The following is a 26,530-nucleotide window of genomic DNA, read 5'->3' on the forward strand; positions in this document are numbered from 1 at the left end:
CGACTTTCTCATCAAAAAATATTGCACAATGATGATTGCGTTTTTGTTACTGTTTTTTAGCAACAGATGTTTTGCTTTTTTTAGAAGCAGAAGAAACCTTTCTGCGCGCTGTTGCATGTTTTACCGATAACGGCTGAGATTGTTGAGATTCTACATCAATCATTTGGGAAGTAGGAGCCATTTCAACTTTATCCTCAATGCTATCATCTTCTTCTTTCATATTTTTTTTGAAGGCTTTAATTCCTTTAGCAACATCGCCCATTAATTCAGAAATTTTACCGCGACCGAAAAGCACAAAGATAATCAATAAAATTATGATTAAATGCGTTGGTGAAAAAATATTACCCATTACTCTCTCTAACTTTATGCTTTTAAATTTGATTTCATTTATTCATGCTTCCTCTGAAGAATGTATCAAATATAATATCTTACTTATATATTTTCTTCTTAACTTAAAAGCAATTACACGCTTTTATTGCAAAAAGAACTTTTTATCCTCTCATCCTTTTTTAGCGTATTATAACACAAACCATTCAAAAATGATAAACCACTTCATACAAAGTTCAAAACACTTAAAAACTTTTCTAAAATAACTTCATCTGATCTCTTAGGTTACTCATCTTCCTGTAAATACTATAGCCAATGTCTTTCCTTTTACACAATGTTTTACGTATCATTACAAACATTTCCGTCAAATTATCCTTTACTGATAAAGATCATAACATGTTGTAAAACACTTTACGTATTCAATTAAAAAATTCAGAAAGAAAAATCTCTAAAAAACTTTCTTAACACATCATCAGTCTCTTCAAAAACTATCATCTTACGCACAACATTTATTCTTTGCGTTGGGGTAGGAATTTTATCATTCATTATTCTATGTACAATACGAAATATGAGCCATCATCGCATTCAATTAAATATCTGGCGTGTAAATAAAAACTATTAGCAGAAAGAGTAAAAATGCACTTTATGAACCAGCTCAAGTGCCAAGAGATATGGCAATACTGCTAAAAAATAAAAATGGTACCAGCTTTGCGCCTTATTCAGTAAAATACCTCCATATAACCGTCTCTCTGAGCCGCTGAATGCCATAACTATTACAAGTCTCCGGATTCTGGGCATGCGTTCTCATAATATCATGTGCTTAACCTATCCCAGTATTGAAAACAAAATGAGCATGAATAGAAAATTACATTCAATCAAAAGCATGGCATCGAAGCATAATCCATGTAAAAAGAATTTCTTATCCTAGCCTTTTTTATAAGATTACCTTATAAAGCCGCTCAATAATACAGTGTTAGAGATAAATAAACCTATTTACTTTAGTTTTAAAAACTCATTTTATTGAGATAGCTTACAGAGCACATATCAATTTTCAAAAGTTTTATTTTAGCATCATACACAATAACTAGGCCTTTTAGCGTGTATAATGTAAAGCTTTGGCTCCGCTTAAAGCAATGAGATTCATTCACACTTTTACAAAAATATACCACTATAATACCAGTACTTTATTGCTCTATTCATAATTTTACGCTCGTAAAAAAACTGATCAATGTAACAATGTTTTTATCAAGAATTTGAAATTCTTTAATCTTTAAACAAGCAAATTTATGAATGAATTTGAAAGATACCATTCAATTTTTCAACAAACTTTACTAATATTCTCGTTAATTGATTGTTTTTTATAGTTTTCCTGAAAGAGTCCGCGATCATAAAAAACTTCTCTTACAACATAAATATAAAAATAGCCCTGTGAATAAATGCTCCGATGACATTAATATTTTTTCTGTAGTGTATAATTTGCTAGTGAGGGTATTGTTTGATTTCTACAAGAGTATTTTTATGGATATCAATTCTATTATTCTATGCTAATAATCCGGTACAGTTATACATATGATAGAGTTTACTCCATGAATTATCGGCATATTTATCATGCTGGCAATTTTGCTGATGTTTTTAAACACATTATTGTCACTCGCATTGTAGAATATCTCAAACGCAAAGAAAAAGCTTTTCGCGTTATAGATACGCATGCTGGAATCGGTATTTATGACCTTTCTTCTTTAGAAGCACATAAAACAGGAGAGTGGCGCGAAGGTGTCCAACGACTTTTTTCTACTCCTATCCCAGAAGATTTAAGAACACTCCTTTGTCCATGGTGTGACATCATTGATGCCCTCAATAAAGGAGAAAAAGAAATTATGTTTTATCCTGGATCTCCTGTTCTTATTCGTCAATTATTACGGAAACAAGATCGCCTCACCGCAATAGAATTGCACAATGAAGATTATCATATTTTAGCAAAAAACTTTGCAGGAGATTATCAGACAAAAGTTCTGCATTTAGATGGTTGGCTTTCCTTAAATGCTCATGTACCACCAAAAGAAAAACGTGGCTTTATCCTTGTTGACCCTCCCTTTGAAAAAGCTGGAGAGTTTTCCCGCCTTATTGAGGGATTAACAAAAGCCTATCGTCGCTTTTCTGGAGGAATCTACGCTTTATGGTATCCTGTTAAATATGACAAAGAAATTGAAAGTTTTCTTCACGCGCTTTATCAAACCGGAATTCCTAAGATTCTACAACTTGAAATGCGTATCCGAAAAAGTTCAAGTCCACCGACAATGAATGGAAGTGGTATGATTATTATTAACCCTCCCTACTTTTTGGAAGAAGAAATGAAAAAACTAAGCCCCTTTCTTATCAACCGTCTGGGACAAGATGAAAATGCCCAAATAACGCATAAGTGGCTTCAAAAAGAACATCTATTATGTTAAACTTTTCTCTATATTTTTTCTAAATCAAATATCATGTTGTAAGATATAAAGACTTTGAGTGGTAAAATTCTTTGATTCTATGGATAATACCAACATATTATAATGGTAAGCTAATAACGATCAGCGTGAATTAATTTTTTTCTTTTTAGAAAGTCTATCCTCTTAATTATCATGGATTTCCTATTCCAATCATTTTAATGGATAAATTAGGCAAATTCATAAAGCTGCTTTAGAATAACAACTCTCATATTTTTTATGAAAGATCGGCTCTCTAAAATCATACTCTTATGCTATAAGATGTTATTTATAGAAAAAAATTATAAAGACATAAATAATCATTATTTAATAAAAAAGAATATTTCATATATTAAACAAACAACATATTCGTAATAAACGGAATGGTCCTGAAAAATAATACAAATTGTCCGAAAAATGAACGGGAAAAGCTTTCTTTTCTCTCTAATATTACATGGCATAATGCTAATCAAAGCAATGAGAAAAATCAATTCCAAGGCATCAAATTCATACAAGAGTTTGTTAGACACCTTCCGCATAAACCAGGGGTTTACCGGATGATTGGTGAAAATGGTGATATTCTCTATGTTGGCAAAGCCCGTAATCTCAAAAAACGTGTTTCAAACTATACACGTGAACAAGGACACAATAATCGTATTACCCGTATGATTCGTGCAACATATCATATGGAATTTATCGTCACCCATACAGAAACAGAAGCACTCCTTTTAGAAGCCAATCTCATCAAAAGATTGCATCCGCATTTTAATGTACTCCTGCGTGATGATAAAAGTTTCCCTTATATTATGATTACAGATGATCATCGAGTGCCTGCACTTTACAAACATCGTGGTGCTCGAATACGAAAAGCTCACTATTTTGGTCCTTTTGCTTCTGCTGGTGCAGTGACACAAACAGTTCATGTTTTACAACGCGCCTTTTTATTACGAACCTGTACTGATTCAGTTTTTGAAAACCGTACACGCCCCTGTTTGCTTTATCAAATTAAGCGATGTTCTGCACCTTGTACTCATGAAATTAGTGACAGTGATTATAAAGAACTGGTGAAAGGAGCAAAAGCGTTCCTTTCGGGAAAAGATCAATCTATTAAAAGCGATATGGTTCAAGCTATGCATAAAGCCGCAGAAAATCTTGATTTTGAACAAGCAGCTTCCTATCGTGACCGCTTATCAGCCCTTTCTCACATACAAAGCCATCAAGGTATTAATCCTCAAACGATAAAAGAAGCGGATGTATTTGCAATTGCGCAAAAAGAAGGAATGACCTGTATTCAAGTGTTCTTTTTTCGCATGGGGCAAAATTGGGGAAACCGTGCCTATTTTCCTAAAGCAGATCCCTCTTTTTCCCGCACTGAAATTTTAGCGAGTTTTCTTGCCCAATTTTACGATGATAAACCACTTCCCAAAAGTATCCTTTTATCTGAAGAAATTGAAGAAAAGACACTTCTTACAGAAGCATTTAGCCTCAAAGCAAACCACAAAGTATCCCTCTCTTTACCCAAACAAGGTGAACGGAAAACTCTTGTTAATCATGCCTATCTCAATGCTCATGAAGCACTTGAACATAAGCTTTCTGAAACAGCCACCCATACAAAATTGCTTCAAGGTCTTGCTAAAACATTCCAACTACCTTTTCCTCCACGCCGGATAGAAGTCTATGACAATTCTCATATCATGGGAACAAATGCTGTAGGGGCTATGATTGTTGCTGGTCAAATGGGATTTATTAAAAATCAATATCGAAAATTCAACATTCGCTCAACAGATATCACGCCTGGCGATGATTTTGGCATGATGAAAGAAGTGATTAAACGAAGATTTTCACGCCTTATCAAAGAGTATGATCTGCCAAGTAGAAGTCATAACATAAAAGATGATGATCTTTTTCCCATTTGGCCTGACCTTATCTTAATCGATGGTGGTGAAGGACAAATCAACAGCGTACATGCAATACTTGCTGAGTTACAATTAAATGATCTCTTCACAGTTGTTGGAATCGCCAAAGGTGTTGACCGTCATGCAGGACGTGAAAGATTTTTTATAAAAGATATTCCCCCCTTTACACTTCCTCCACGTGATCCTATCCTCTATTTTTTGCAACGTCTGCGTGATGAAGCACACCGTTTTGCGATTGGAACTCATAGGATAAAACGAAAAAAAGCAACATTCAAAAACCCACTTGATGAAATCGAAAATATCGGTCCGACAAGAAAGCGTGCATTGCTTCATCATTTTGGAAGTGCCAAAGCTGTTGCTAGTGCCTCATTTGAAGATTTAAAAAAAGTTACGGGAATCTCTATGACAATTGCACAAAAAATTCATAACCATTTTCATGAAAAATAGGCTTGTTTCATAACCTTCACCTTGTTACGTTTAGGAAATATATTCTCTTTCACAAGAATTAAAAATGGCTCCATGAAAAATCATACTTTTTCTTTTCCAAATATTTTAACTTATGCACGAATTGTTGCAGTCCCAATGGTTGTTGCATGCTTTTTTTTAGAAGGGCGACTACAATCAAGTGATATCACTCGCTGGATTGCTGTTTCCATTTTTATCGTTGCATCCATTACTGACTTTCTTGACGGTTACCTTGCTCGTATTTGGGAACAAACATCCAATATTGGTCGCATGTTAGATCCAATTGCCGATAAACTTCTCGTCTCTGCTTGTTTGCTCTTGCTTGCCGCAGACAGTACTATCGCTGGGTGGACACTATGGGCAGCTATTATCATTCTTTGCCGAGAAATTCTTGTATCAGGATTACGTGAATATTTGGCTGAATTAAAAGTGAGCGTTCCAGTTTCTCGTCTTGCAAAATGGAAAACTTTTGTACAGATGATCGCTATTATCTTTCTTTTAGCTGGACCAGCCGGTAATAAAATTTTCCCTTACACAGTAGAGTTTGGCATTACTATGCTGTGGATTTCTGCCCTCCTTACATTGTGGACTGGTTGGGATTATTTTCGTGCAGGTTTAAAGCATGTTATTTTGTGAAAGAATATGTAAGATTTATAAAGATAATTTACCTTTTTGCCCTTAAACGAAAGAAGAAAACACGTGAAGCTCACTTATTTTTAATCTATTCACGATCAATCAATCAAAACACTTCTTTTGCACTTCACAAACGAAGCTGGCGTATAGATAAAAGCTCTTTATGAAAAGATTCAACTGCTTTTTATGTCTCCTCGCAAAAGCAGTTACAGCATTAAAAGCTGAAAAAAACGATGAATACTCCATATCCTTTCAAAAAAAATCTATAATCTTATAAGCAAAAAACCGAAACATAATATTTCGGATTTTTGCTTCTTATATACGCTTTATTAACCAACAATTTCTACCTCAGAAAACCAAAAGGCGATTTCTGTTTTTGCCGTTTCAGCACTATCTGATCCATGGACAGAATTTTCGCCAATCGATAAAGCATGAACCTTACGAATTGTCCCTTCTTCTGCATCACTAGGATTCGTAGCTCCCATTACTTCACGGTTTTTAGCTATTGCATTTTCGCCTTCCAAAACTTGTACAACGGTTGGACCAGAAGACATGAATTCAACCAATTCACTAAAAAAAGGGCGTTCTTTATGAACAGCATAAAATTTTTCAGCCTCACGTTTGCTCATCCAAACACGTTTAGACGCAATAACACGTAGCTCCGCATCCTCAAGCATTTTAGTAATTGCGCCAGTCAAATTACGACGGGTTGCGTCTGGTTTAATCATCGAAAAAGTACGCTCTAAAGCCATTTACTCACCTTTATTTCATTTATAATATTCTCTGACTGTTTCTATAGCGAGCAAGGAGCCCTTTGCCAAGTGACTCTGCAAAAATCTATACAAATTCTCAAAAATATAGAATGAATTATAAAGAAGACTTCAATAGAAATAAAAATACCTATAATTGCTCCTCCCATCATAAAAATGCGCTACCGACCCTCAGCAAATGCTGAACTTCTTTTATATTCCTCAACGCTTTCCATCAAAATTATCATTGAGATCAATCAAAAAATAACCATATACTTAGAAACTATAGCGTACACCTATAATTCCCTGAAGGGACTGTTTTGTTTTACGCCCTTTAATATAATGGGCCTCACCATATAACTTCAACTTCTCACTCACTAAACTGCTTAAACCTATTCCTAACTTACCTGCATTCCCTGATAAGTCCGTGGTAAATGAATGCCGTTGATTAATTAACGTTTGATTGTCATCTTTATTCTCACGCAACCATGCTGCTGTAATATACGCAAATGATGAAGAATCCATGCGAGAACCAAATTCATATCCTAAAGATAAGCCAACCTCACTGCGTAATGAAGTGAATGGACGCATGTCACCTGTCATGTCATTCGATAACTTGATTTCTTTACCCTCAACTTGCAACCATGTAAATTGTCCATAAGGCTGCAACCAACTGTTCTTTGACGTCTGAAGTCGATAACCTGCTTCAAAGGAGGCGCCCACCGCCCATTGTGTATAACTTCCTTCAATCCCTAAACCATTCGTTGAAACGGCTTTTAGAGTATTTTGATAATGATTGTATTTTAAAATACCATCGAGATACCATCCACTATGATCCAAATAAGTGACATAAGCGCCAATACCATAAGTATTGATACCACTGGTACCACCCCGTGCATGCGCAACACGGGCACGATCATAACTGCCAAAACCACCTATATAAAACTCTCCATTTTCCCACTCGCTTAAACCACTGATCCCTAAAACAATACCTGTCTGATCTAACTTAAAATCTATATGCTCTGTCGCAATACTCTCTTTAGATTTAATCGCATAGGTCCATAAAGCCGTATTCTTTTTACTTTTATCTAGAATTCCTCTTCCCGTACGCACTGTTTGCATTTCGTTGTGAAACACCATCGCTGGAGCTACAGACATAGACAATACCGCATCTGTAGAGGGCGTGGTCAAAAAGTGAGAAACTGAAAGCGTCTCACTCAATTGTGGAGAAGGTTGTTCTTTATGAACTAGACGCAAAATCATTTGATCGGCTAAAGATTGAGAAGATTCTGAAACAGAAGTTTGTTGCCCTTCATCAGAAAGAGAATGAGGACTGGCTAGAGGAAACACCAGACGATTCTGATTTTCTTGAGAGGGAGATACCGAGAGACTAGTGACATTTTGTGCTTCTCTTAAATGACGTGGAGGCCGTGGTTTAGCTGGTTGTTTTTTAGTAGGTTTACGAGAACCGGTAGTTTTTCCTCTAGAAGAAGCACCTTGCTCAGATAATGCAAGAGGAATCTTCGTTTTTTTGTTTACACACTGTGTTTCAGTACTCGAACGTGTCGTACCTTCAGAGGCAGAACTTAAATACCAAATTGTAGAATAACCACTAGAATCAGCACATCTTTCTCTCTTTCGTAAAACATACTGATAGGCTCCACCATCAACAGCTGTAATGTCCTTACCCGAAAGATCTTCCAGAGTAAAATTAGCGCCTCCAAATTTATTAGTAACTAAATTAATCTCTGTGGCCCAACCATTTTTCTGAGAGATAGGACCTGTAATTTCACGACCAGAATCTGCAACGCTTATTTTGTGATTACCTGAACCTTCATCAATCGACAAGTAATCACTTGCATCCCCCGTAGCACTAATATTAAATCGAAAATGCAAACTTCCTGAAAGTTTCTCAACATGAAGTGAAATATGTCGTGGATCATACGGTATAGAAGTAAAAATAACAGTCCCATTCTGCCCCCCTAAATCTTCAATTTCAATCTGAGGTTTTTCTCCCATATTCCGTTCACCAACCTCAAATATTGTTTCTTCAGATCTGTCCTGTATAGGAATTTTTTTCTTAGTCGTATGATTTGTCCTATCACCAGCGAATAAATAAAGTTCTCCGCCATCATTGATCCTTACTTCTCCAACGACATCTTTTATACCAACATGGAACCACGACTTAGCAGAGTTGTTAACAGTCAGACCATCCACAAACCCTTCAGGATATACAACTTGAATAGCATGATCTTTCAAATTAGTAGCATAAGATTCTCCTAACGCTAAGACATGCTGCCTCCCATTCCCAGAAACCTCAGCATACATTGATTTCCCTCCCTCTTTTCTTTCTCCTGCATAAAGATTTTGTTCTCCGTTATTTTCTACTTTCGTATTCCAAACCCACGCTTCATCATATACATTCTGCTGTCCCACGGCTCCACTATCCCCCGAAACTGTGGAATTATATGCACTACTTTTTCTCTCCTCGCTTGTAAGATAAAGACCTTTTTCTTCATGAATAAATTGCTTACCACCAAGGATTTTAGCATCTATTGCATTTCCTCCACGTGTAACTATTTGCATCCCTCCTTTTTCAATAGTGGCACCTACAGAAGTTGCTCCATTTTCAACAATTTCAACACCACCACTTTCGATCTTAACATTATTGTTGAAAAGGGTTGTAATCAGTGCTGAACCTTTTGGTACCTTCTCTCCACTTCCCACATTTTCTAATCTTTTTAACTCTTCATTCCTGTTTTCAACTGCACTTGCAACTTGTACAAGACAACTACTGATCATCAATACTGAAAAACTCAACTTATGTTTATACTGCATTATCGACACTCCACTCTCAATTATTTAGAAAAATATTCTACGGCTACGTAGGTAACTTGTCTTAGATTGTATCGTAATGTGTTTTATTTATGTTTAAAAACACTTTTTAAGTGTATTTTTTAATATAGGCAACTTTTAGTTGTATATCTATGAGCTACTAGAAAGTTCTAACTTACGGCTGAAAATCTTAATAAAATTCAAATTGTTTAATTGAATTCAAGGAACAATTTTCAATATTTGAAGTTAGATGAAAGAAATGCTCGTGCCTAACGAGGTCACGTCCTTCACGGAATACAAAACGCCTTTGGATTGTACATTCACGCGCTTGTTTTAAAGAGACATCTCTCAACGCACCCGAACCCATTTCGCGACGTCATCCATGAATGGTATACCGGTAAAACCATTGCGTCCCCAATCTTTACGCTTATGAAGAAGCGAGCCGATATCATCATACACTTTGCCATCCTAATGTTGTGACAGCCCTTGACACTAGAGAAGATTCATAAGAGACATTTTTACTCTTTTCTTGTATAGTTTTTATCCACACGTTCATCCCACTTGTGATGTGCCAAGCGAATAATTTTGATTGATTCAACATAAACAGATTGGGAATGAGAGAATCCTATGATACTCGGGACTCTCATTCAACATGCATAGAAATGAATTATTATTATAAATTCAGTATGTTGCCTTTAAAAAAGAGAGTATAAAGACATTCCTACTATTTGAGAAAGTCCCTATACTCTCGAAAAGACATAGCCGAGCGTTATCTGTTTAAGCTTGCAAAACAATTACATTTGTAAAGTCAATCAGCCGTGTACACACATATTTAGAAACTATAGCGTAATCCTAAAATACCTTGAAGAGCATTCTTAATCTTATGTCCTTTTAGATAATGTGCTTCCGCATAAAGTGTTAGTTTATCATTGACCGAACCGTTTAAACCAATTCCCAATTTACCCGCACTGCCTGATAAATCTGTAATAAATTTATACTGGTTATTAATTGTCGTATAATTATTATTTATATTCTCACGCAACCAAGCTGCCATAATGTAAGCTGTTAATGAAGTTTCTGAATTCACAAAAAATTCATGTCCTGCAGTCAATCCAACTTCACTGCGGAATGAAGTTAATGGGCTTAGATCACCTATCATTTCATTGGAAAGTTTTATTCTTTTACCTTCAACCTGCAAACCTGTTAGCTTGATATAAGGCTGCATCCAAGTATTCTGTGCCGGTTCAAAATAACAGCCAATCTCAAATGATCCACCTATCGCCCACTGATTGTAATGACTTTGAATAGCTAATCTATTCGTTGAGATGGCTTTCAAATTATCTCGGTAATAATTATATTTCAAAACACCATCCATATACCATCCACGATGATCAAAATAAGTTGCGTAAGTTCCAATGCTATAAGAGCTCAGATCACTATCACCACCTCGTGCATGAGAAACACGTGCTTGATCATAACTCCCAAACCCACCAACATACAACTCTCCATGCCTTAATTCACTCAACTGATCAGCACCAAAGACTAAACCTGTCTGCCCAAGCTTAAAGTGTGTATGGCCTGTCGCAACACGTTCTCTGCTCTTAATCCCATAAGTCCATAGTTCGATATCTTTCTTATTTCTGTCCCAAATTTTTCTACCATTCCGTACAACTTGCAACTCATTATTAAAAATAAGTCCAGGGACTACGGACAACGTTAACACTGCATCTGTAGAGGGGGTCGTTGATGTTTCACCAGGAAAAAAAGGATTTGTTGGATCTGGAACAGAGGTTTCTGGCCCACTGAGGCGGTCTGCCGATAAAAACCACACTTTTCCATTTTCATCCTTTCTTTCTTTCAATCCATACATATAAGTTCCACCATCAATGGCGTTAATTTTTTCACCCTTAAGATCTATCAGCGTAAAATGCGCTCCACCACTTTGATCCGTAATTAAATCACGCTTATTTGAAAAAGGATCCGTGATTTCAACTCCAGAATCAGCAACACTTATTGTATGTTTCCCAGCGCCTTTCTCAACCAAGAGATAATCACCACGGTTATGGGCAATCGTAGTATTGAACGCGAAATGTAAATTTCCTGAAAGATTATTCACATGAAGCTGAGAATAATATGGATCAGAACCTGTAAATGAAAAAATAACACTCCCTTCACCACTTAATTTTTGTATCAAAGAACTTTTTCCATCAAACCCATCAGTAACAGAGTACAGTTTTGTATCTTTTCCATTTAAAATAATATCTTCTACTGTGGTGCGTTGTTGATCATTCCCAGCATAAAGATGGATCTGCCCAGAATGGTTTACCTGTGTCTTGCCTTCTAATGTTGCTCCAGCATGCACCCATGATTTTGTTTGATCATTCATTGTGAGATTTTTTACAGATCCATCAGTATCTATTTCCTGAATAGCACTCTCATTTAAAGTGACTCCAATAGCCTGACCGCCTTTTAAGATACGTTGTTTACCACCACCAAAAACTTCTGTGTCAAATGCAAAACCACCATTTTTTGCACTTTGAGACTTTTTTCCAACCTCTTGGACACCCCCTCGCATAACTTTCGTATTCCAAACTTTTCCGCCATCATATACTTTTTGTTGGCCTAGTGTTTCATCTTGACCATAAATGACAGTATGAGAAGCACTACTGCCTTTAATCTCTCCTCCAATATCCCCCTCACCGAAAACAAGCTGCTCACCACCATAAATTTTAGTCCCTTCTACTTTTCCTCCATTTCCAACACTTTGGTGTCCGCCTTCTTCAACAACAGCATTTTTCGAAAAACCTTGTTTTCCCTTCAAAGCCTGAACATTTTCAATTCCACCATGTTCAATTTTACTATTCTCACTGAGTCCTCCTGCATACACATAAAGCTCTGCACCATTCCTTACAGTGTTATTAATGGATCGCCCTGGACTATCAATCTCGCCATCATTTGAAATGTATGCTTTACCTTCATTATCAAGGATATAATTTTCTAGCAATGCCCCATTTTTAATGGAGATAAGCTCAGGTTTTTTAAGAAACGCAGTATTTTGTTTTTGTGTATTATATCCAATATTGTCACGATGACTGCTGTCAAACTCCTGTTGACTCATAAACACTCTAGCACCCTTATCCATAATAAAATCGCTAGGCTTTTTTAAAAAGCCTAATTCATTGCGCGTTCTTACCATGACATCATTAGAGGCTCCAAGTATGCATCTTGCTGATTTCATATCCTCATTGTATTGATCGTGAAATACTTTATCATTTTCATAACTTGAAGATTGACAAAAAAGCGGTGCCCCCCCCTCATTTGCAGCAGCAGCTTGCACAAAACAGCTGCTCAACATGAGTATCCAAAAATTTCGTTTCCATTTATATTGTAGAGCCATATCCTCCCCCTTCACGCCTGCATAGACACTAAACGTAATTAGCTCTACAAAACATATTTTCAACCTTAGATTGCAATAATCCTTCTTAAAAATCCCCCTTATCTCATAAAAAACCGTTCTTTATAGTTTTTAAATATTTTTTTGATCAAGAATATAAGAGCGCTTTTATAGTGCTTCTTTAGCATTTTCTCGGAGTTTTCTTATCAAAGATAAAAAGTAATGGATAATCAAGTATATAAGGGTATACAGTTTATCATGAACAACGAAGCTGCGTGCTCTGAAAAATTGTTCTCTGAACCTTTAATTAAAGACCTTTAAAACAATCATATATGTAAAGATAACTAAAAAATAACCATAGACTTAGAAACTATAGCGTACACCTATAATTCCCTGAAGGGACTGTTTTGTTTTACGCCCTTTAATATAATAGGCCTCACCATATAACTTTAACTTCTCACTCACTAAACTGCTTAAACCTATTCCTAACTTACCTGCATTCCCTGATAAGTCCGTGGTAAATGAATGCCGTTGATTAATTAACGTTTGATTGTCATCTTTATTCTCACGCAACCATGCTGCTGTAATATACGCAAATGATGAAGAATCCATGCGAGAACCAAATTCATATCCTAAAGATAAGCCAACCTCACTGCGTAATGAAGTGAATGGACGCATGTCACCTGTCATGTCATTCGATAACTTGATTTCTTTACCCTCAACTTGCAACCATGTAAATTGTCCATAAGGCTGCAACCAACTGTTCTTTGACGTCTGAAGTCGATAACCTGCTTCAAAGGAGGCGCCCACCGCCCATTGTGTATAACTTCCTTCAATCCCTAAACCATTCGTTGAAACGGCTTTTAGAGTATTTTGATAATGATTGTATTTTAAAATACCATCGAGATACCATCCACTATGATCCAAATAAGTGACATAAGCGCCAATACCATAAGTATTGATACCACTGGTACCACCCCGTGCATGCGCAACACGGGCACGATCATAACTGCCAAAACCACCTATATAAAACTCTCCATTTTCCCACTCGCTTAAACCACTGATCCCTAAAACAATACCTGTCTGATCTAACTTAAAATCTATATGCTCTGTCGCAATACTCTCTTTAGATTTAATCGCATAGGTCCATAAAGCCGTATTCTTTTTACTTTTATCTAGAATTCCTCTTCCCGTACGCACTGTTTGCATTTCGTTGTGAAACACCATCGCTGGAGCTACAGACATAGACAATACCGCATCTGTAGAGGGCGTGGTCAAAAAGTGAGAAACTGAAAGCGTCTCACTCAATTGTGGAGAAGGTTGTTCTTTATGAACTAGACGCAAAATCATCTGATCGGCTAAAGAGTGAGAAGATTCTGAAACAGCAGTTTGTTGCTCTTCAGCAGAAAGAGGATGAGAACTCGCTGGACCTGAGACTTCAATAACGTGACTTCCAAGAGAGGAAACAGTTGGAGATACAAAAGCTGGAGATCTTTGACTCAAGTTTTGGCGGTTTTTTCTTCGACGTAGCAATTTAATAACATGCGCTTGTGGTGCTGCAATCGTTGAAAAAGAAGAAACTGATTGATTTTGATTTAAATGCCGCACAGATCTGCTTCTACTACGTGGTAAACTGTTGAGAAATGAAACATTATCAATAAATACTGCAGATAAATACCAAACTTTTTCACCCCCATCCTCATCAATTCTCTGTTTTAAACCATACGTATAGGTTCCGCCATCAATAGTTTTAACATTTGCACCAGAAAAGCTTCTCAGGGTAAAATGTGCGCCACCACTTTGATCAAAAATTAAATCAAGTTCTGTTGAAGAAGGATCAACAATTTCAATACCGGAATCTAAAATACTTATTGTATGAAAACCACTCCCATTCTCAATAAAGAGGTAATCACCTTTTTCTTCTGCAAGGCTGACATTAAAGTTAAAATGTAGACTCCCTGCTAGATTATCAATGTAAAGCTGAGAGTAATATAAATCATCTTCAAAAGAGGTAAAAATGACTTTTCCTACACCGCTTAACTGCTGAATGCGTGTACTTTTGTCGTCAAACCCACGAGCAACGGAGTATAATTGAGCGTCTTCTCCGTTTAATTCAATGTTTTCTACTATAGTTTGTTGACCATCGTCTCCAGCATCAAGATAGAGCCCACCAAAATCCTGAACTTTTATTTCTCCTCCTAATATTGCACCAAGAGAAATCCATGAATTAGCATTACCTTCAATCGTTAGATTCTTTACAATTCCACCTGCATAGACTTCTTGAACACCACCAGTGCGTAAAATGACTGTATTTGCTTCACCTCCTGCTAAAACACGCTGCACACCCTCTGAAAAGATTTCAGCATTTACAGCTAAACCGCCGGCTTTTTCCGCAAAATTATCATCATTAGGAAACCACTTAGCAAGAGTTTGTATTCCTCCACTCATCACTTTTGTTCTGACAACCATTCCATCATCGTATACATTCTGCTGTCCCAGTGTGTCACCTTGACCATAAATTGTCGTATCATAAGCACTGCTCCCCACAATTCCACCGTCCACATACCCATCTCCAAAAACAAGCTGCTCCCCACCATAAATTTCAGCTCTCAATGCGGTTCCTCCTCCCTCCACTTTTTGTTTTCCACCCTCGTAAATAATCGTAGATTCTGAGATCCCCTGTTCCCCTACAATCTCAGTACCACCATTTTCAATGGTTGTATTTTTACTGAAACCACCAGCTTCAACATAAAGTCTTCCTGATCCCTGAATTGTATTATTAATAGACTTCTTAAGAACACCTTGCTCTCCATCATCAGAGACATAAACTACGTTATCATCACCGAGCAAAGAGCTTTGTAGAATTCCTCCTCCTTCCCCAATGCTGTAATGAATTACATCAGAGATACTAAAATCTTTTGACGATGTCATATTTTCTTCTTTTTCAGGAAGCTTATCTATAGGCGACTCCACATGAGGTGAAGGAATTACAGGAGCAGAAGTTATTTGTGATGTAGCCAAAGACCAAGTCTTTCCCCCATTATCATCTTTTGTCTTTAAGCCATACATGTAGGCTCCACCATCAATCGTACTCGTCTCTTCACCAGAAAAATCTGTCAGAGTAAAATGCGCATTTCCGCTTTGAACATGAATTAAATCAAGCTCCAAAATTAAGTTCTGATTTTGTAGAAGAGAATTGGTCATTTCAACACCAGAATCGATAACGCTGATGGTGTGATGACCTGCTCCTTGTTTTATCAGAAGATAATCACCGCGCTGTTCTGCAAAATTAGTATGCAACCTAAAATGTAAACTCCCTGAAAGATCATTGATCTCAAGTTTGGAGTAATGTGGATTAAACACGGTAGAAGTAAAAATAACGCTTCCATTCCCACTCAGATTCTCAATCAAAGAACTTTCACCATCTATATTAGAGGCAATCGCGTACAATTTTGTATCTCTGCCATTTAAGACAATTTTTTCTACTTCAGTACGAGACTGCTCTGCACCAGCATAAAGATAAATCCGTCCAGAATCATGAATCATAGTGCTTCCTTCTAATGTTGCACCATGATGTAACCACGATTGTGCTTGATCTCTAATTATTAAATCCTTTACATAGCCTCCTAAATCTATTGCTTGGAAAGCATTCCCTTGTAAAAGAACGCCAATCGCGATTCCCCCCGCTAAAATGTGTTGCTCTCCACCAGAAAAGACCTTCGTATCAAATGCAAAACTGCTATAATCGTTTAGATCCTCTTCTACATAAAGATTTTGTATCCCTCCTTCCATGATCTTTGTGTTAAAAACCTCTCCATCATCGTACACATTCTGGTATCCTAGCACTCCATTCTCACCAGAAACGATAGTGTCATAAGCGCTGCTTCTTACCATCTCACCTTTGATATCAGACTTTCCTGAAACAAACTGCTCACCACCGTAAATTTTAGCCCCTTCAGCTTTTCCCCCCTCTTTAACCTTTTGTTGCCCACCTTTATGAACAATAGTATCCTGTGAAAGACCCTGTGTTTTAATAAGCTCAGAGCCACCTCTTTGAATTGTCGTATACAAGCTAAAACCACCGCTATAAACGGAAAGCTTTCCACCATCTTTAACTGTATTACTAATTGAAGTTTCTCCATTGCTATCAACTTCCTTGCTACTCGTGTCAAAGCTAGGATCTGCAATAGAAACAGTTGTTCCTTGATCAATTGTGAGTTCTGTAAGTAAATCACTTGATGAACCAGTATATGGTTTCAATACACTATCAAAAACTTGAGAAGTTGTCTCATCAATGGTGTGGTTTGCATCTAAGTACCAAATTTTACCAGTACCCTTATTGTTTCTATGTTTCAAACTGTACCGATAGGTTCCGGCATCAATAGCTCTGATTTTTTCACCAAAAGTGCTTGTTAGAGTAAAATGAGCGTTTCCACTATGATCAGAAATTAATTTAAGCTTTTTGTAAGAAGAATTTGTAATTTCACGCCCAGAATCAGCCACACTTATTGTGTGAGAACCAGAGCCCCTTTTTTTAATCACAAGATAATCACTAAGATGCTTGGCAAAGTTGACATTAAAATCAAAATGTAAAGAACCTGAAAGATCATCTATATTAAGTTGAGAATAATGCTTATCAGCCCCAGAAGATGTAAAAATAACTCTACCACTTCCCGTTAAATTCTGGACATTAACCTGAGATTTTTTACCATTATCTTCAACAGCAATAATGTATAGTTTGGTATCTTCTCCATTTAAATTAAGATTTTCTACTTCCGTAACAGCTTCACCATTTCCAGCATAGAGATAGAGGTTGCCAAAATCATTAACATTTGTATCCTTATCTAATATTGCACCAGCAAAAACCCATGACCTTGCTTGATGATTAATTGTTAGATTATCCGCATATCCAGAATCATATATATTCTGAATAGCTCTATCGTATAAAGTAACTTCGCTCGCATTACCTCCTGCAAAGATATTCTGCGCACCATTTTTAAAAAGTTCTGTACTAAGTGCAAAAGCTCCTTCATTTATTGTAAAATCTTCATCTTCTGTATCGGCTGTATCAGCATCTTCTGAGAAGCCGTTATGAAAATTCTCTTTACCATCAAGATTCTGGACACCGCCTCTCATAATCTTTGTGTCAACAGCCATCCCCCCACTATAGACACTTTGTAGTCCTAGCATTCCATTTTCAGCATAAATTTCGGTGTTATAAGCACTACTTGCCTTATCTTTACGCAACAAACCAGATCCAAGACTTCCCTTACCAAAAATAATCTGCTCGCCACCATAAATTTTAGCACCTTCTGCATTTGCACCACTCTCAACAATTTGTTTCCCCCCTTTTTTAACAGTAGCATATTCTGAAATGCTCAAGTTTTGGACAAACTCAATCCCACCATGCTCAATTGTCGTATCCCTGCTAACACTTGCTGCATCAATGTAAAGTTTTCCACCCTCCTGAACCGTATTATTGATAGAATATCCAGCGTCTTCATAATTAAAGCTATTTACTTTTTTACCAGAGCCCTCAGAATCACGGTCAGTAATATAAACGGCAATATCATCATAAATTATTGAATTTGTGAGTACTTCAAAGAATAGGTTTTCTAATCTCTTCCTTTCCTCTTCTGAAGGATTACTTCCTTCTGCTCTCTGTTTATTCTCTATCCTTTTTGATCCCCCCTTTTTTTCTTTTAATCCTCTCACTTCCAATAACAACTTTCTTGTCTCTTCTAGATGTTCACTGATACTTACTGGTGTTAATAACTTTTCTCTTGGTGTAGCTACTTCATCTGCACTCGCAATCTTAACAAAAAAACCACTGGTCATTAATGCATAAAAACTTAATTTCATTTTGCGGTGCATTATTCACACTCCATAATTTCAAATTTAAATTCCCCCCATTTAGAAAAAAAGTGCATAGACCAAAACAACACAACGTAATTGCTCAACCTCATGTCTTTTAAGATAGCAAATCATTCGATGGATTAAGCTCTGATAGACGAAATATACACCTTGTGTTTTAAAATGTATGCACAACTAAAAGATTTAATTTTCTTTAGATACGCTTTAAAAGTGTTATAATTACATGCATGAAAAATTTTTTAATATTTTGAAACACTAAACACTGATCTACGAATAAGATTGATCCCTTAATAGATAAAAATGGCATTAAACTTTAAAGGAAACAGCAATGTGAATGAGAGCTGCGTTTATAGCCACCTATTGCCATCTTCTACAGCATTTAAAGCAGCGTCTTTATTTTATTCATTTTGGATAATATATAGAACACTTATTCATACTCATCAGTCCATAATCATTGTTCTAATATATAACGAAGTGTCATAATATTGACTCGACACTGATTTGAAATTTCTATAGTTATAGTCAGTTAACTCGTTATTTGATTTGTCATATACTGAAAGGGACATTCTATTCATGTCTATAAACTCAGAAATGAAAGCTACAAGCAACAGAAACTCCCCTCGTCGAATTTTATTTGCAAGCCTTATTGGACCAACAATTGAATTCTTCGATTTCTATGTCTTTGGCACTGCCGCAGCTCTTATATTTCCTCATGTGTTTTTTCCAACACAAAATGATCAGACTGCCATTTTACAATCTTTCCTAATATTTGGAGCAGCCTTTTTTGCCCGCCCTTTTGGATCAGTTGTTTTTGGACATTTTGGGGATAAAATTGGAAGAAAAGCAACACTTATTGCTTCTCTTCTCACAATGGGTCTTTCAACAGTCATTATTGGTTTTCTTCCTACTTATGAAATAGCAGGGTGGTTTGCCCCTTTCCTCTTAACCTTGTGCCGTATTGGACAGGGAATGGGATTAGGAGGAGAATGGGGAGGCGCTGTTTTGCTCGCAACAGAAAATGCCCCTCCAGAAAAGCGCGGCTGGTATGCGATGTTCCCCCAATTAGGCGTTTCAATAGGTTTGTTTTTATCTATTGCTGTTTATTTAGCTCTGTTGCATTTCCTTGATCGTGCGGAACTTTTAGCTTGGGGATGGCGTATTCCTTTTATTGCTTCAGTTGTTTTTATGATTATAGGGTTATGGGTCCGTCTTTCAATTAATGAAACTGTTCAATTCAAAAAAACTCTTGAAAGTAAAGAACATGTCAAAGTTCCTATCATAGATGTCTTTTTAAAATGTCCACGAATCCTATTTCTTGGAATATTCTCTGGTATGGCAACTTTTGTTTTGTTTTACTTGGTTACTACATATTTGTTAAGCTATTCAACAAACCATCTGCAATTGCCATTTCATCAAGCTCTTCAAATCGAAATTGTCGGTGCTATTTTTTGTGGGATTTTTACTGTCATCACTGGAAAACTCGCTGACCGTATTAGACGTAGAACTTTGATGATTTGGATTACGATCATCACCGGTATTTATTCTTTCGCAATTCCTTATTTCTTAAATTCTGGAGTTATAGGAGTTCTTGCAATGTCTGTCATCGGTTTGTCTCTCATGGGAATGATATACAGTCCTCTTGGTGCTGTTTTGGCTTCACCATACCCAACAGCAATTCGATATACCGGTTCTTCTATCACTTTCAATTTATCTGCTATCATAGGAGCTTCTCTCGCGCCTTATATTGCAGAATATCTGGTGCAACATTTCGATACATCTTATATCGGTTATTATTTGCTTCTTGCTTCTTTTATTTCACTGATTTGCTTCGTCGGATTTACAGATGATGAAATATCCAACTAAAATATAATAACGAAGAATAAAATAAGGACTGGCGGCAAGAATGCTGCCAGTTTTGTTTTTAAAGATAGGGGTTGAGGTATTTTCCACCACAATATTCCCGCAAACAATGCACTCAAAAAGAAAAATAAAAAATCTGCAATATTACTGATATAAGCAACAGCAAACATTTTTGATAAGATATGCGTTGTCCCCAACCACGAAACGCAAAAGAAGGCCAACATCACAGCCCATAAAACAAGCAAAATTCGATCAATAATCATCATCATGGCGTTTCATTTTTTTAATTATAGTCCATATCTTTAGCATGCCTAAAAGAAAAATCACAATAAAAACCCAACGCCCTCCCCCTGATCCTTCCGCAATAAAAAGTGCTGGATTTACTATTCCCACCAATCCTATAAAAATCAGAATAACAGATACGAGACGCATTAAACCTGTTTTTCCCAGCGACGATCTTCAGTCTGTTGCCAATACGTTAAATTATGATTTTCCATTTTATATTTCTTCCACTGTGCACGAACGAGATTCAACTGCTCTTCACTTCTACCATCAAATATCACGACAAGCCGTTGATAAGCATCAATGTCCGAACAAACAGCTCCCTCTATGAGAAAACGAATCTTTGAATTATTTGGATTTTCTTGTCCTGTCGTAAGAAATACAGGCTGAAAGTTTGAATATTGATCACACTCAGTTCCATGTCCAATAAATGATTCATCAGCATAAACCCATAAATGTATATCTATAGAATCGCGTTGCTCTTTACTCACACATTGTATTGTTACTTTACCAAAATGAGCCACTGCACGCTCCACAAGCGTCGGCAAAATATCTTTCAGCGTTGACTGCGTCAAATGATAGAATAAAATATCCAACCTCTTAAGCCCTCATCACTTTTTATAAAAAAGCTAACATCTTTTTTTAAAAACCTTCTATATCCCTAATACAAAGGAAACGGTTCAAGATATAAATCTCTTTTGGTTAAGCTGCATTCTTTTTTCGCACATGTCTTTAAAAGACAAAAATTTTTATTTTCAACGTTAATAAAAAAGTTTTTTAAGTTATTTTCTAAATTCTTCTAGATTCTTTGTAGACTATAGTTGAAAATAAAATATAATGTACGGAAAATTTAAAGAGGACCTCATAGAAAATTTTATATTATTTATTTGGTAAAAATATCCAATTCATGAAAGGATATTTTTTCGAACTTTATTACATTTTAACCGAAAGCAGTAAATATTTGCTATCGAATTAAAGACTGAGGATTTTTCCCAATTTATGCGTATTATTGAGTTCTACATCCTGAAACGTGTCCTTGTTTTGTTTAGTTCTGTCATGATTGCAGCAGTGGGCGTTAGTTGGACTATACAAATTCTTGCACGGATAAACTTTCTCACAACAAGTAAACAAACACTCCTCACAGTCTTACAATTTTCACTCTCATTGGTCCCTTCTGTTATTTTTCTTGTCATTCCATTTGCATTAGTGATCGCAGTTACAACTATCCTCTCAGCAATGCATCAAGACTCAGAACTTGCTGTCATCAATGCCTCTGGTTTTCCTAAAAGTACTGTTTGGAAACCTATCCTTCTTCTTGCTATTGTTGCATCCTGTATCTCCTTTTCTATAGCTAATTTTGTTGTTCCTCAAGCGCGTCTTCATATGCGACAAATGCTAGCAAGTGCTCATTTTGATCTTATTAATCTATTCATTAGTGAAGGGAGCTTTCAAAAACTTGCCAATAACCTTTACATAGAAATTGGAGAACGAAATCCAAATGGAACACTTGAACGCCTTTTCATTGCCGACCAACGTGATCCTACGACTGATCTTTTTTATTATGCAACAGACGCATCCATTGTGAGCAATAAAAATGGCAGTTTTCTGGTTCTCAATAACGGTGAAATAGAAAGAGTTAACCATCAAAATAACAGCGTTTCAATCGTTCAATTTAGCTCATACACCTTTAGCCTAGGGGAGTTTATCCCCAGTGATAAAACACCTACTCTTTATCCAAAAGATCGGTCTCTTTCTTATTTACAAAACCCTGATCCACAAGATCCCTACTATCAACGAAAACCACTCCAATATAAAGCTGAATTTCACCGCAGATTAACACAATGGCTCTACCCTATTGTTTTTTCACTTATTGCATTAGCAGCGGCAGGGGATGTACGCTCCCATCGACAAGCTCGTCATTCCGCAAATGTCTCGGCAATTGCCCTTTCTTTTCTAGTGTATTGGATAGGATATTTTTTCGCAGAAAAAGCAAAAAGCGATCTTGCATACGTTCCTCTCCTTTATATTATACCCATAGGAACAAGTGCATTTGTCTTTTTTATGCTTTTAACGAATCATAAAATTGGGCTTCCCACAAAAGTTAATGAGATACTTCAAATCGCTTTTCAAAAAATAATAAACAAATTTGAACATCGAAAATCTCAAGATTCCTCGGATAAAATATCATGATTGGGTGGACACTTGGACGATATTTTTTTACACGTTATCTTAAAATAACTTGTTATTTCTGGGGAAGCATTTTTATTCTTGCTCTTTTAATCGATTTCACAGAGAATTCCGGTAGGCTATCTTCCCTTCCGCATTATACAGCAAAAGATGCATTTTTCCTCTCTGTTTTACGCATCCCTTTTATCATGCAACAACTTATCCCTTTCATTGCACTCTTTTCTGCAATGGCTACACTTATCTCGCTCAACAAAAAACTTGAACTTGTGGTGACGCGTTCAATCGGTGTTTCTGCATGGCAATTTCTTATGCCAGCTTGTTTTGGAGCTTTTCTTTTGGGATTATTTTCAATTCTTCTCATTAATCCACTTGCTGCATGGGGATTTTCTCAAGCAGAAAAAAAGATGACTGAATGGCGCAATCACAATGTACTAACACCTCTTCACAATACAAGTATCCACTGGTTAACACAACGTACAAATTTAGGCAGAACAACCATTGGTGCCAAATCTATCACCGATCAAGGACTTTCTCTTCTCGATGCAACCTTTGTACAATACAATGACAATGCAACCGTCAAAAATTGGATTAACGCCCCAAAAGCAACCTTGACTAATGGATTTTGGCTATTAACAAATGGAACAATCTATAAAATAGGGCATCCTCCTGAAAAATTTACCGTGTTGCAAATAAAAACCAATCTAAAACCTGAATTTTTAACGGAACGTTTAGTGAATCCCGCAACTATTCCATTTTACCAATTGCCAAAAAAAATTATGATTGCACGTTCATTTGGCTATTCTGCTCATAATTTTGATATGTATTTCCAATCTTTGATTGCATTACCGGCATTGCTTGTGGCAATGACCCTCATTGCAGCAACTGTATCTTTAAATTTTACACGTTTTGGGCAATCTAGAATGTTGATTCTTGGTGGCGTAATAGCTGGGTTTATGCTTTATGTTATTTCCGTACTTGTTCAAGCTTTTGGTAATGCTGGATATATTCCACCAATTATTGCAGCTTGGACACCCGTTGTTATTGCGTTATTCTTAGGAATCTCTTTTTTACTTCATAAAGAGGATGGCTAAGTGAAAGCATTAACACTTAAAAAAACTATTTTAACAAAATTAAGTGCTCTCGCTTTTAAAAGTGTTATGGGGGTTATGTTAGGAGGTGCTTTGTCTTATTGTGCGCACGCTCAAAGCCTTCTATCTCCTTCTCAAAGTCGCATTCAAAATCCGGAACCTCCTCTTTTGCTCTCTGCGGATGAACTCATCTACAATCGTGATGAAAACACTGTTTCTGCACACGGTAATGTTCAAATCGAATATGATGGCAATAAAGTTGTCGCTCAAAAAATTATTTACAATCAAAAAACAGGACGGCTTATAGCACAAGGGAACGTTGAAATTACTCAAAAGGATGGTAATAAAATTTATTCCAACCAAATTGATATGACCAAAGATCTTGGCGAGGGTTTTGTAAACGCCTTACGTATTGATACAGCCAACAATGTTCACTTTTCAGCCCAAAATGCTACACGCAAACACAACCACATAACAGTCTTTGAAAATGCAACCTATACAGCCTGTGAACCTTGCTCTTATAAACCAGATCGAGACGTCCTATGGAAAATTAAAGCAAGAAAGATCATATGGAATAATAGCATCAAAAAAATTCGGTTTGAAAATAGCAGTTTTGAAGTTTTTGGTGTACCGATTATAAAATTTCCAAATTTTGAGATCTATGATCCAACTGTCAAGCGTGCTAGCGGTCTGCTTACTCCTCATTTTTTTTATACTGATTATCTCGGTATGGGGATAAAGAATTCTTATTTCTGGAATCTCGCCCCCCATTATGATTTTACCCTTTCTTCCACCATTTATACCCAACAAGGGCTTTTAACCGAAGGGGAATGGCGTCAGCGTTTAAAAACAGGACGTTATAACATTCGCTTTGCTCATATATATCAAATGAAACCGCATAGATTTGATAATGATACGATTGATGCCCAACATAAAAACCGCTATATGCTGGCAACAAAGGGGGATTTTCGTATTAATTCACACTGGACTTATGGATGGGATATTCTTGCACAATCAGATCGGCATTTTAGTCGTGCCTATAAAATTGAAAACTATAACAATCCTACACAACTTTCTCAGGTCTATCTGAATGGTCTTGCAGGAAAAAATTATTTTGATATGCGTTTTTATCATTTTAAAGTTCAAGATTCAATATTGAATGATCCTCATTATGAACGTCACTCTCGGCAAGCGTGGGTCTTACCACACATCGATTATTTTTTCACACCAGATGAACCCATTTATAATGGAGAGCTCACCTTCCATAGTAATATGCAATCAGTTTATCGTCGCCATGCTGACTTCAGTTCACCCGACCAGAACGGAAACCCTCTCAACATAGTAAGACTTTCTGGTATGGCTGGAAATAGTTTGCGTTTAACAAACGAGCTTCAGTGGAAAAAGCGCTTCAACACGCACAACGGACTCATCTTAACCCCTCTTCTCTCTCTACGAGCTGATATCATTACAACTAATGCAAGCGAAAATCACACAGATTCTATAGAAAACAATGTGTTATCAGAAGTTCGTGGTTCAGCAATTCGTGGCATGGCAACAGCAGGGCTGGAACTACGCTATCCCTTTCTCATTACAGCTGATCATTCTACACATATCATAGAACCAACCGCACAAATTTTCATACGCAATAATGAACAATATATCGGACAAATTCCTAATGAAGATGCTCAAAGCTTTGTATTTGATGCAACCACTCTCTTTCAACGGGATAAATTTTCTGGTTATGATCGTGTAGAAGGCGGCACAAGAGCCAATATAGGTTTAAGATATTCTGGAAGCTTTAATGACAATTGGTCTCTTTATGGTCTCATTGGACAATCCTTTCATCTGGCAGGAAAAAATTCTTTTGCAGAAAAAGACTTTGTTAATGTAGGTATCCATTCTGGCTTAGAGGAAAAACGTTCAGACTATGTTGCACTGTTTGGTGCAACCCATAAAAGTGGTTTTTCCTTAGAAACGCGTGGACGCTTTGACAAAAAAACAGGAAAAATCCGCCGTAGTGAAATCGAAGCATCACAAAAATGGCAAAATTTTTGGGCGGCTCTACAATATGCCTATATCGCAAAGCAACCAGATTATGAATATTCTCAAGAGCGCCAAGAAATTTCTTTTCAAACAGGACTTAAATTAGCAGATTATTGGTCTATTAATAGCAACGCCGGTTATGATTTAGTATCTGGTACATTTATAAAGCGAGGAATTAGCTTGAATTATACAGATGAATGTTTCGGGCTAACATTCGGTTATCAACAGGTAACGAATCCAGGTAGGAAAGCACCCTTGCAAAACTTTAATTTTTCTCTTTCATTGCGTACAATTGCAGATATAGGAAAAAAGATAGATTAATTTATAAAGGGAATGTATCAGTCATTTAACTTATCATTGTTTTTATGAAAGAAAGCGTGTATTTTAAGTTGTTGATGAGAATTAATAAACA

General features: G+C 36.5%; 15 protein-coding genes and 1 pseudogene. 7 read left to right on the forward strand and 9 right to left on the reverse strand.

From position 1 onward, the window contains the following. Positions 1-46 precede the first annotated feature (46 nt). The gene (gene tatA, locus ACFIJL_RS01450) at positions 47-349 is read right to left on the reverse strand and encodes a twin-arginine translocase TatA/TatE family subunit (RefSeq protein WP_375612915.1); all 303 of its coding nucleotides are present in this window, start codon (positions 347-349) and stop codon (positions 47-49) included. Positions 350-1,913: 1,564 nt separating this feature from the next. Here tatA and ACFIJL_RS01455 point away from each other — a divergent pair. From ACFIJL_RS01455 to pgsA, 3 genes are all read left to right on the forward strand, one after another. Then, positions 1,914-2,777 carry a 23S rRNA (adenine(2030)-N(6))-methyltransferase RlmJ gene (locus tag ACFIJL_RS01455; protein ID WP_375622175.1) on the forward strand — a complete coding sequence of 288 codons (864 nt, stop codon included), beginning with the start codon at positions 1,914-1,916 and terminating at the stop codon, positions 2,775-2,777. A gap of 398 nt (positions 2,778-3,175) precedes the next feature. After that, positions 3,176-5,155: an excinuclease ABC subunit UvrC gene (uvrC, locus tag ACFIJL_RS01460; RefSeq protein ID WP_375622176.1), complete on the forward strand. Its 1,980-nt coding sequence runs from the start codon at positions 3,176-3,178 to the stop codon at positions 5,153-5,155. A 72-nt stretch (positions 5,156-5,227) separates the two neighbouring features. Continuing rightward, positions 5,228-5,809, forward strand: a complete 582-nt coding sequence (pgsA, locus tag ACFIJL_RS01465) for a CDP-diacylglycerol--glycerol-3-phosphate 3-phosphatidyltransferase (protein WP_375622177.1) — start codon at positions 5,228-5,230, stop codon at positions 5,807-5,809. A gap of 326 nt (positions 5,810-6,135) precedes the next feature. Here pgsA and ndk read toward each other — a convergent pair whose 3' ends face one another. The 5 genes and pseudogenes from ndk to bafA (ACFIJL_RS01490) all read right to left on the reverse strand — a co-directional run bounded on the left by ndk (position 6,136) and on the right by bafA (ACFIJL_RS01490) (position 18,658). Beyond that, positions 6,136-6,558 carry a nucleoside-diphosphate kinase gene (gene ndk, locus ACFIJL_RS01470; RefSeq protein WP_375622178.1) on the reverse strand — a complete coding sequence of 141 codons (423 nt, stop codon included), beginning with the start codon at positions 6,556-6,558 and terminating at the stop codon, positions 6,136-6,138. A 273-nt stretch (positions 6,559-6,831) separates the two neighbouring features. Beyond that, a complete protein-coding gene (gene bafA / locus ACFIJL_RS01475; RefSeq protein WP_375622179.1) occupies positions 6,832-9,393 on the reverse strand; it encodes a BafA family autotransporter in 2,562 nt (853 codons plus the stop codon). Positions 9,394-9,649: 256 nt separating this feature from the next. Next, positions 9,650-9,946 (reverse strand): annotated as a pseudogene (locus ACFIJL_RS01480) (Arm DNA-binding domain-containing protein); the annotation flags it as partial. Between the two features lie 276 nt (positions 9,947-10,222). After that, positions 10,223-12,787, reverse strand: coding sequence for a BafA family autotransporter (gene bafA / locus ACFIJL_RS01485; protein WP_375622180.1), 2,565 nt, complete (start codon positions 12,785-12,787; stop codon positions 10,223-10,225). Between the two features lie 360 nt (positions 12,788-13,147). Continuing rightward, a complete protein-coding gene (bafA, locus tag ACFIJL_RS01490; protein WP_375622181.1) occupies positions 13,148-18,658 on the reverse strand; it encodes a BafA family autotransporter in 5,511 nt (1,836 codons plus the stop codon). Positions 18,659-19,231: 573 nt separating this feature from the next. Here bafA (ACFIJL_RS01490) and ACFIJL_RS01495 point away from each other — a divergent pair. Beyond that, on the forward strand, positions 19,232-20,521 hold the full coding sequence (locus ACFIJL_RS01495; RefSeq protein WP_375622182.1) for an MFS transporter: 1,290 nt from the start codon (positions 19,232-19,234) through the stop codon (positions 20,519-20,521). Here ACFIJL_RS01495 and ACFIJL_RS01500 read toward each other — a convergent pair. From ACFIJL_RS01500 to ACFIJL_RS01510, 3 genes are read right to left on the reverse strand one after another with little or no spacing between them, the layout of a single operon-like run. After that, entirely contained in the window at positions 20,518-20,781 is a 264-nt protein-coding gene (locus ACFIJL_RS01500; protein ID WP_375622330.1) for a hypothetical protein, read from the reverse strand. The two genes, ACFIJL_RS01495 and ACFIJL_RS01500, sit on opposite strands and share 4 nt — an antisense overlap. Further along, entirely contained in the window at positions 20,771-20,950 is a 180-nt protein-coding gene (locus ACFIJL_RS01505; RefSeq protein WP_375622183.1) for a hypothetical protein, read from the reverse strand. Before ACFIJL_RS01505 ends, ACFIJL_RS01500 begins: the two co-directional genes overlap by 11 nt. After that, on the reverse strand, positions 20,950-21,396 hold the full coding sequence (locus ACFIJL_RS01510) for a DNA polymerase III subunit chi (protein ID WP_375622184.1): 447 nt from the start codon (positions 21,394-21,396) through the stop codon (positions 20,950-20,952). Before ACFIJL_RS01510 ends, ACFIJL_RS01505 begins: the two co-directional genes overlap by 1 nt. A gap of 403 nt (positions 21,397-21,799) precedes the next feature. Here ACFIJL_RS01510 and lptF point away from each other — a divergent pair, with 403 nt between their 5' ends. Genes lptF through ACFIJL_RS01525 form a run of 3 tightly spaced genes read left to right on the forward strand, consistent with a single transcriptional unit; the run spans position 21,800 to position 26,439 of the window. Then, a complete protein-coding gene (gene lptF / locus ACFIJL_RS01515) occupies positions 21,800-22,990 on the forward strand; it encodes an LPS export ABC transporter permease LptF (RefSeq protein WP_375622185.1) in 1,191 nt (396 codons plus the stop codon). Next, positions 22,987-24,078, forward strand: a complete 1,092-nt coding sequence (gene lptG / locus ACFIJL_RS01520; RefSeq protein WP_375622186.1) for an LPS export ABC transporter permease LptG — start codon at positions 22,987-22,989, stop codon at positions 24,076-24,078. Before lptF ends, lptG begins: the two co-directional genes overlap by 4 nt. Then, a complete protein-coding gene (locus ACFIJL_RS01525) occupies positions 24,079-26,439 on the forward strand; it encodes an LPS-assembly protein LptD (protein WP_375622187.1) in 2,361 nt (786 codons plus the stop codon). The last annotated feature ends 91 nt before the right edge of the window (positions 26,440-26,530 follow it).

The sequence above is a fragment of the Bartonella sp. TT119HLJHH genome (assembly GCF_042193385.1).
GTDB lineage: Bacteria > Pseudomonadota > Alphaproteobacteria > Rhizobiales > Rhizobiaceae > Bartonella.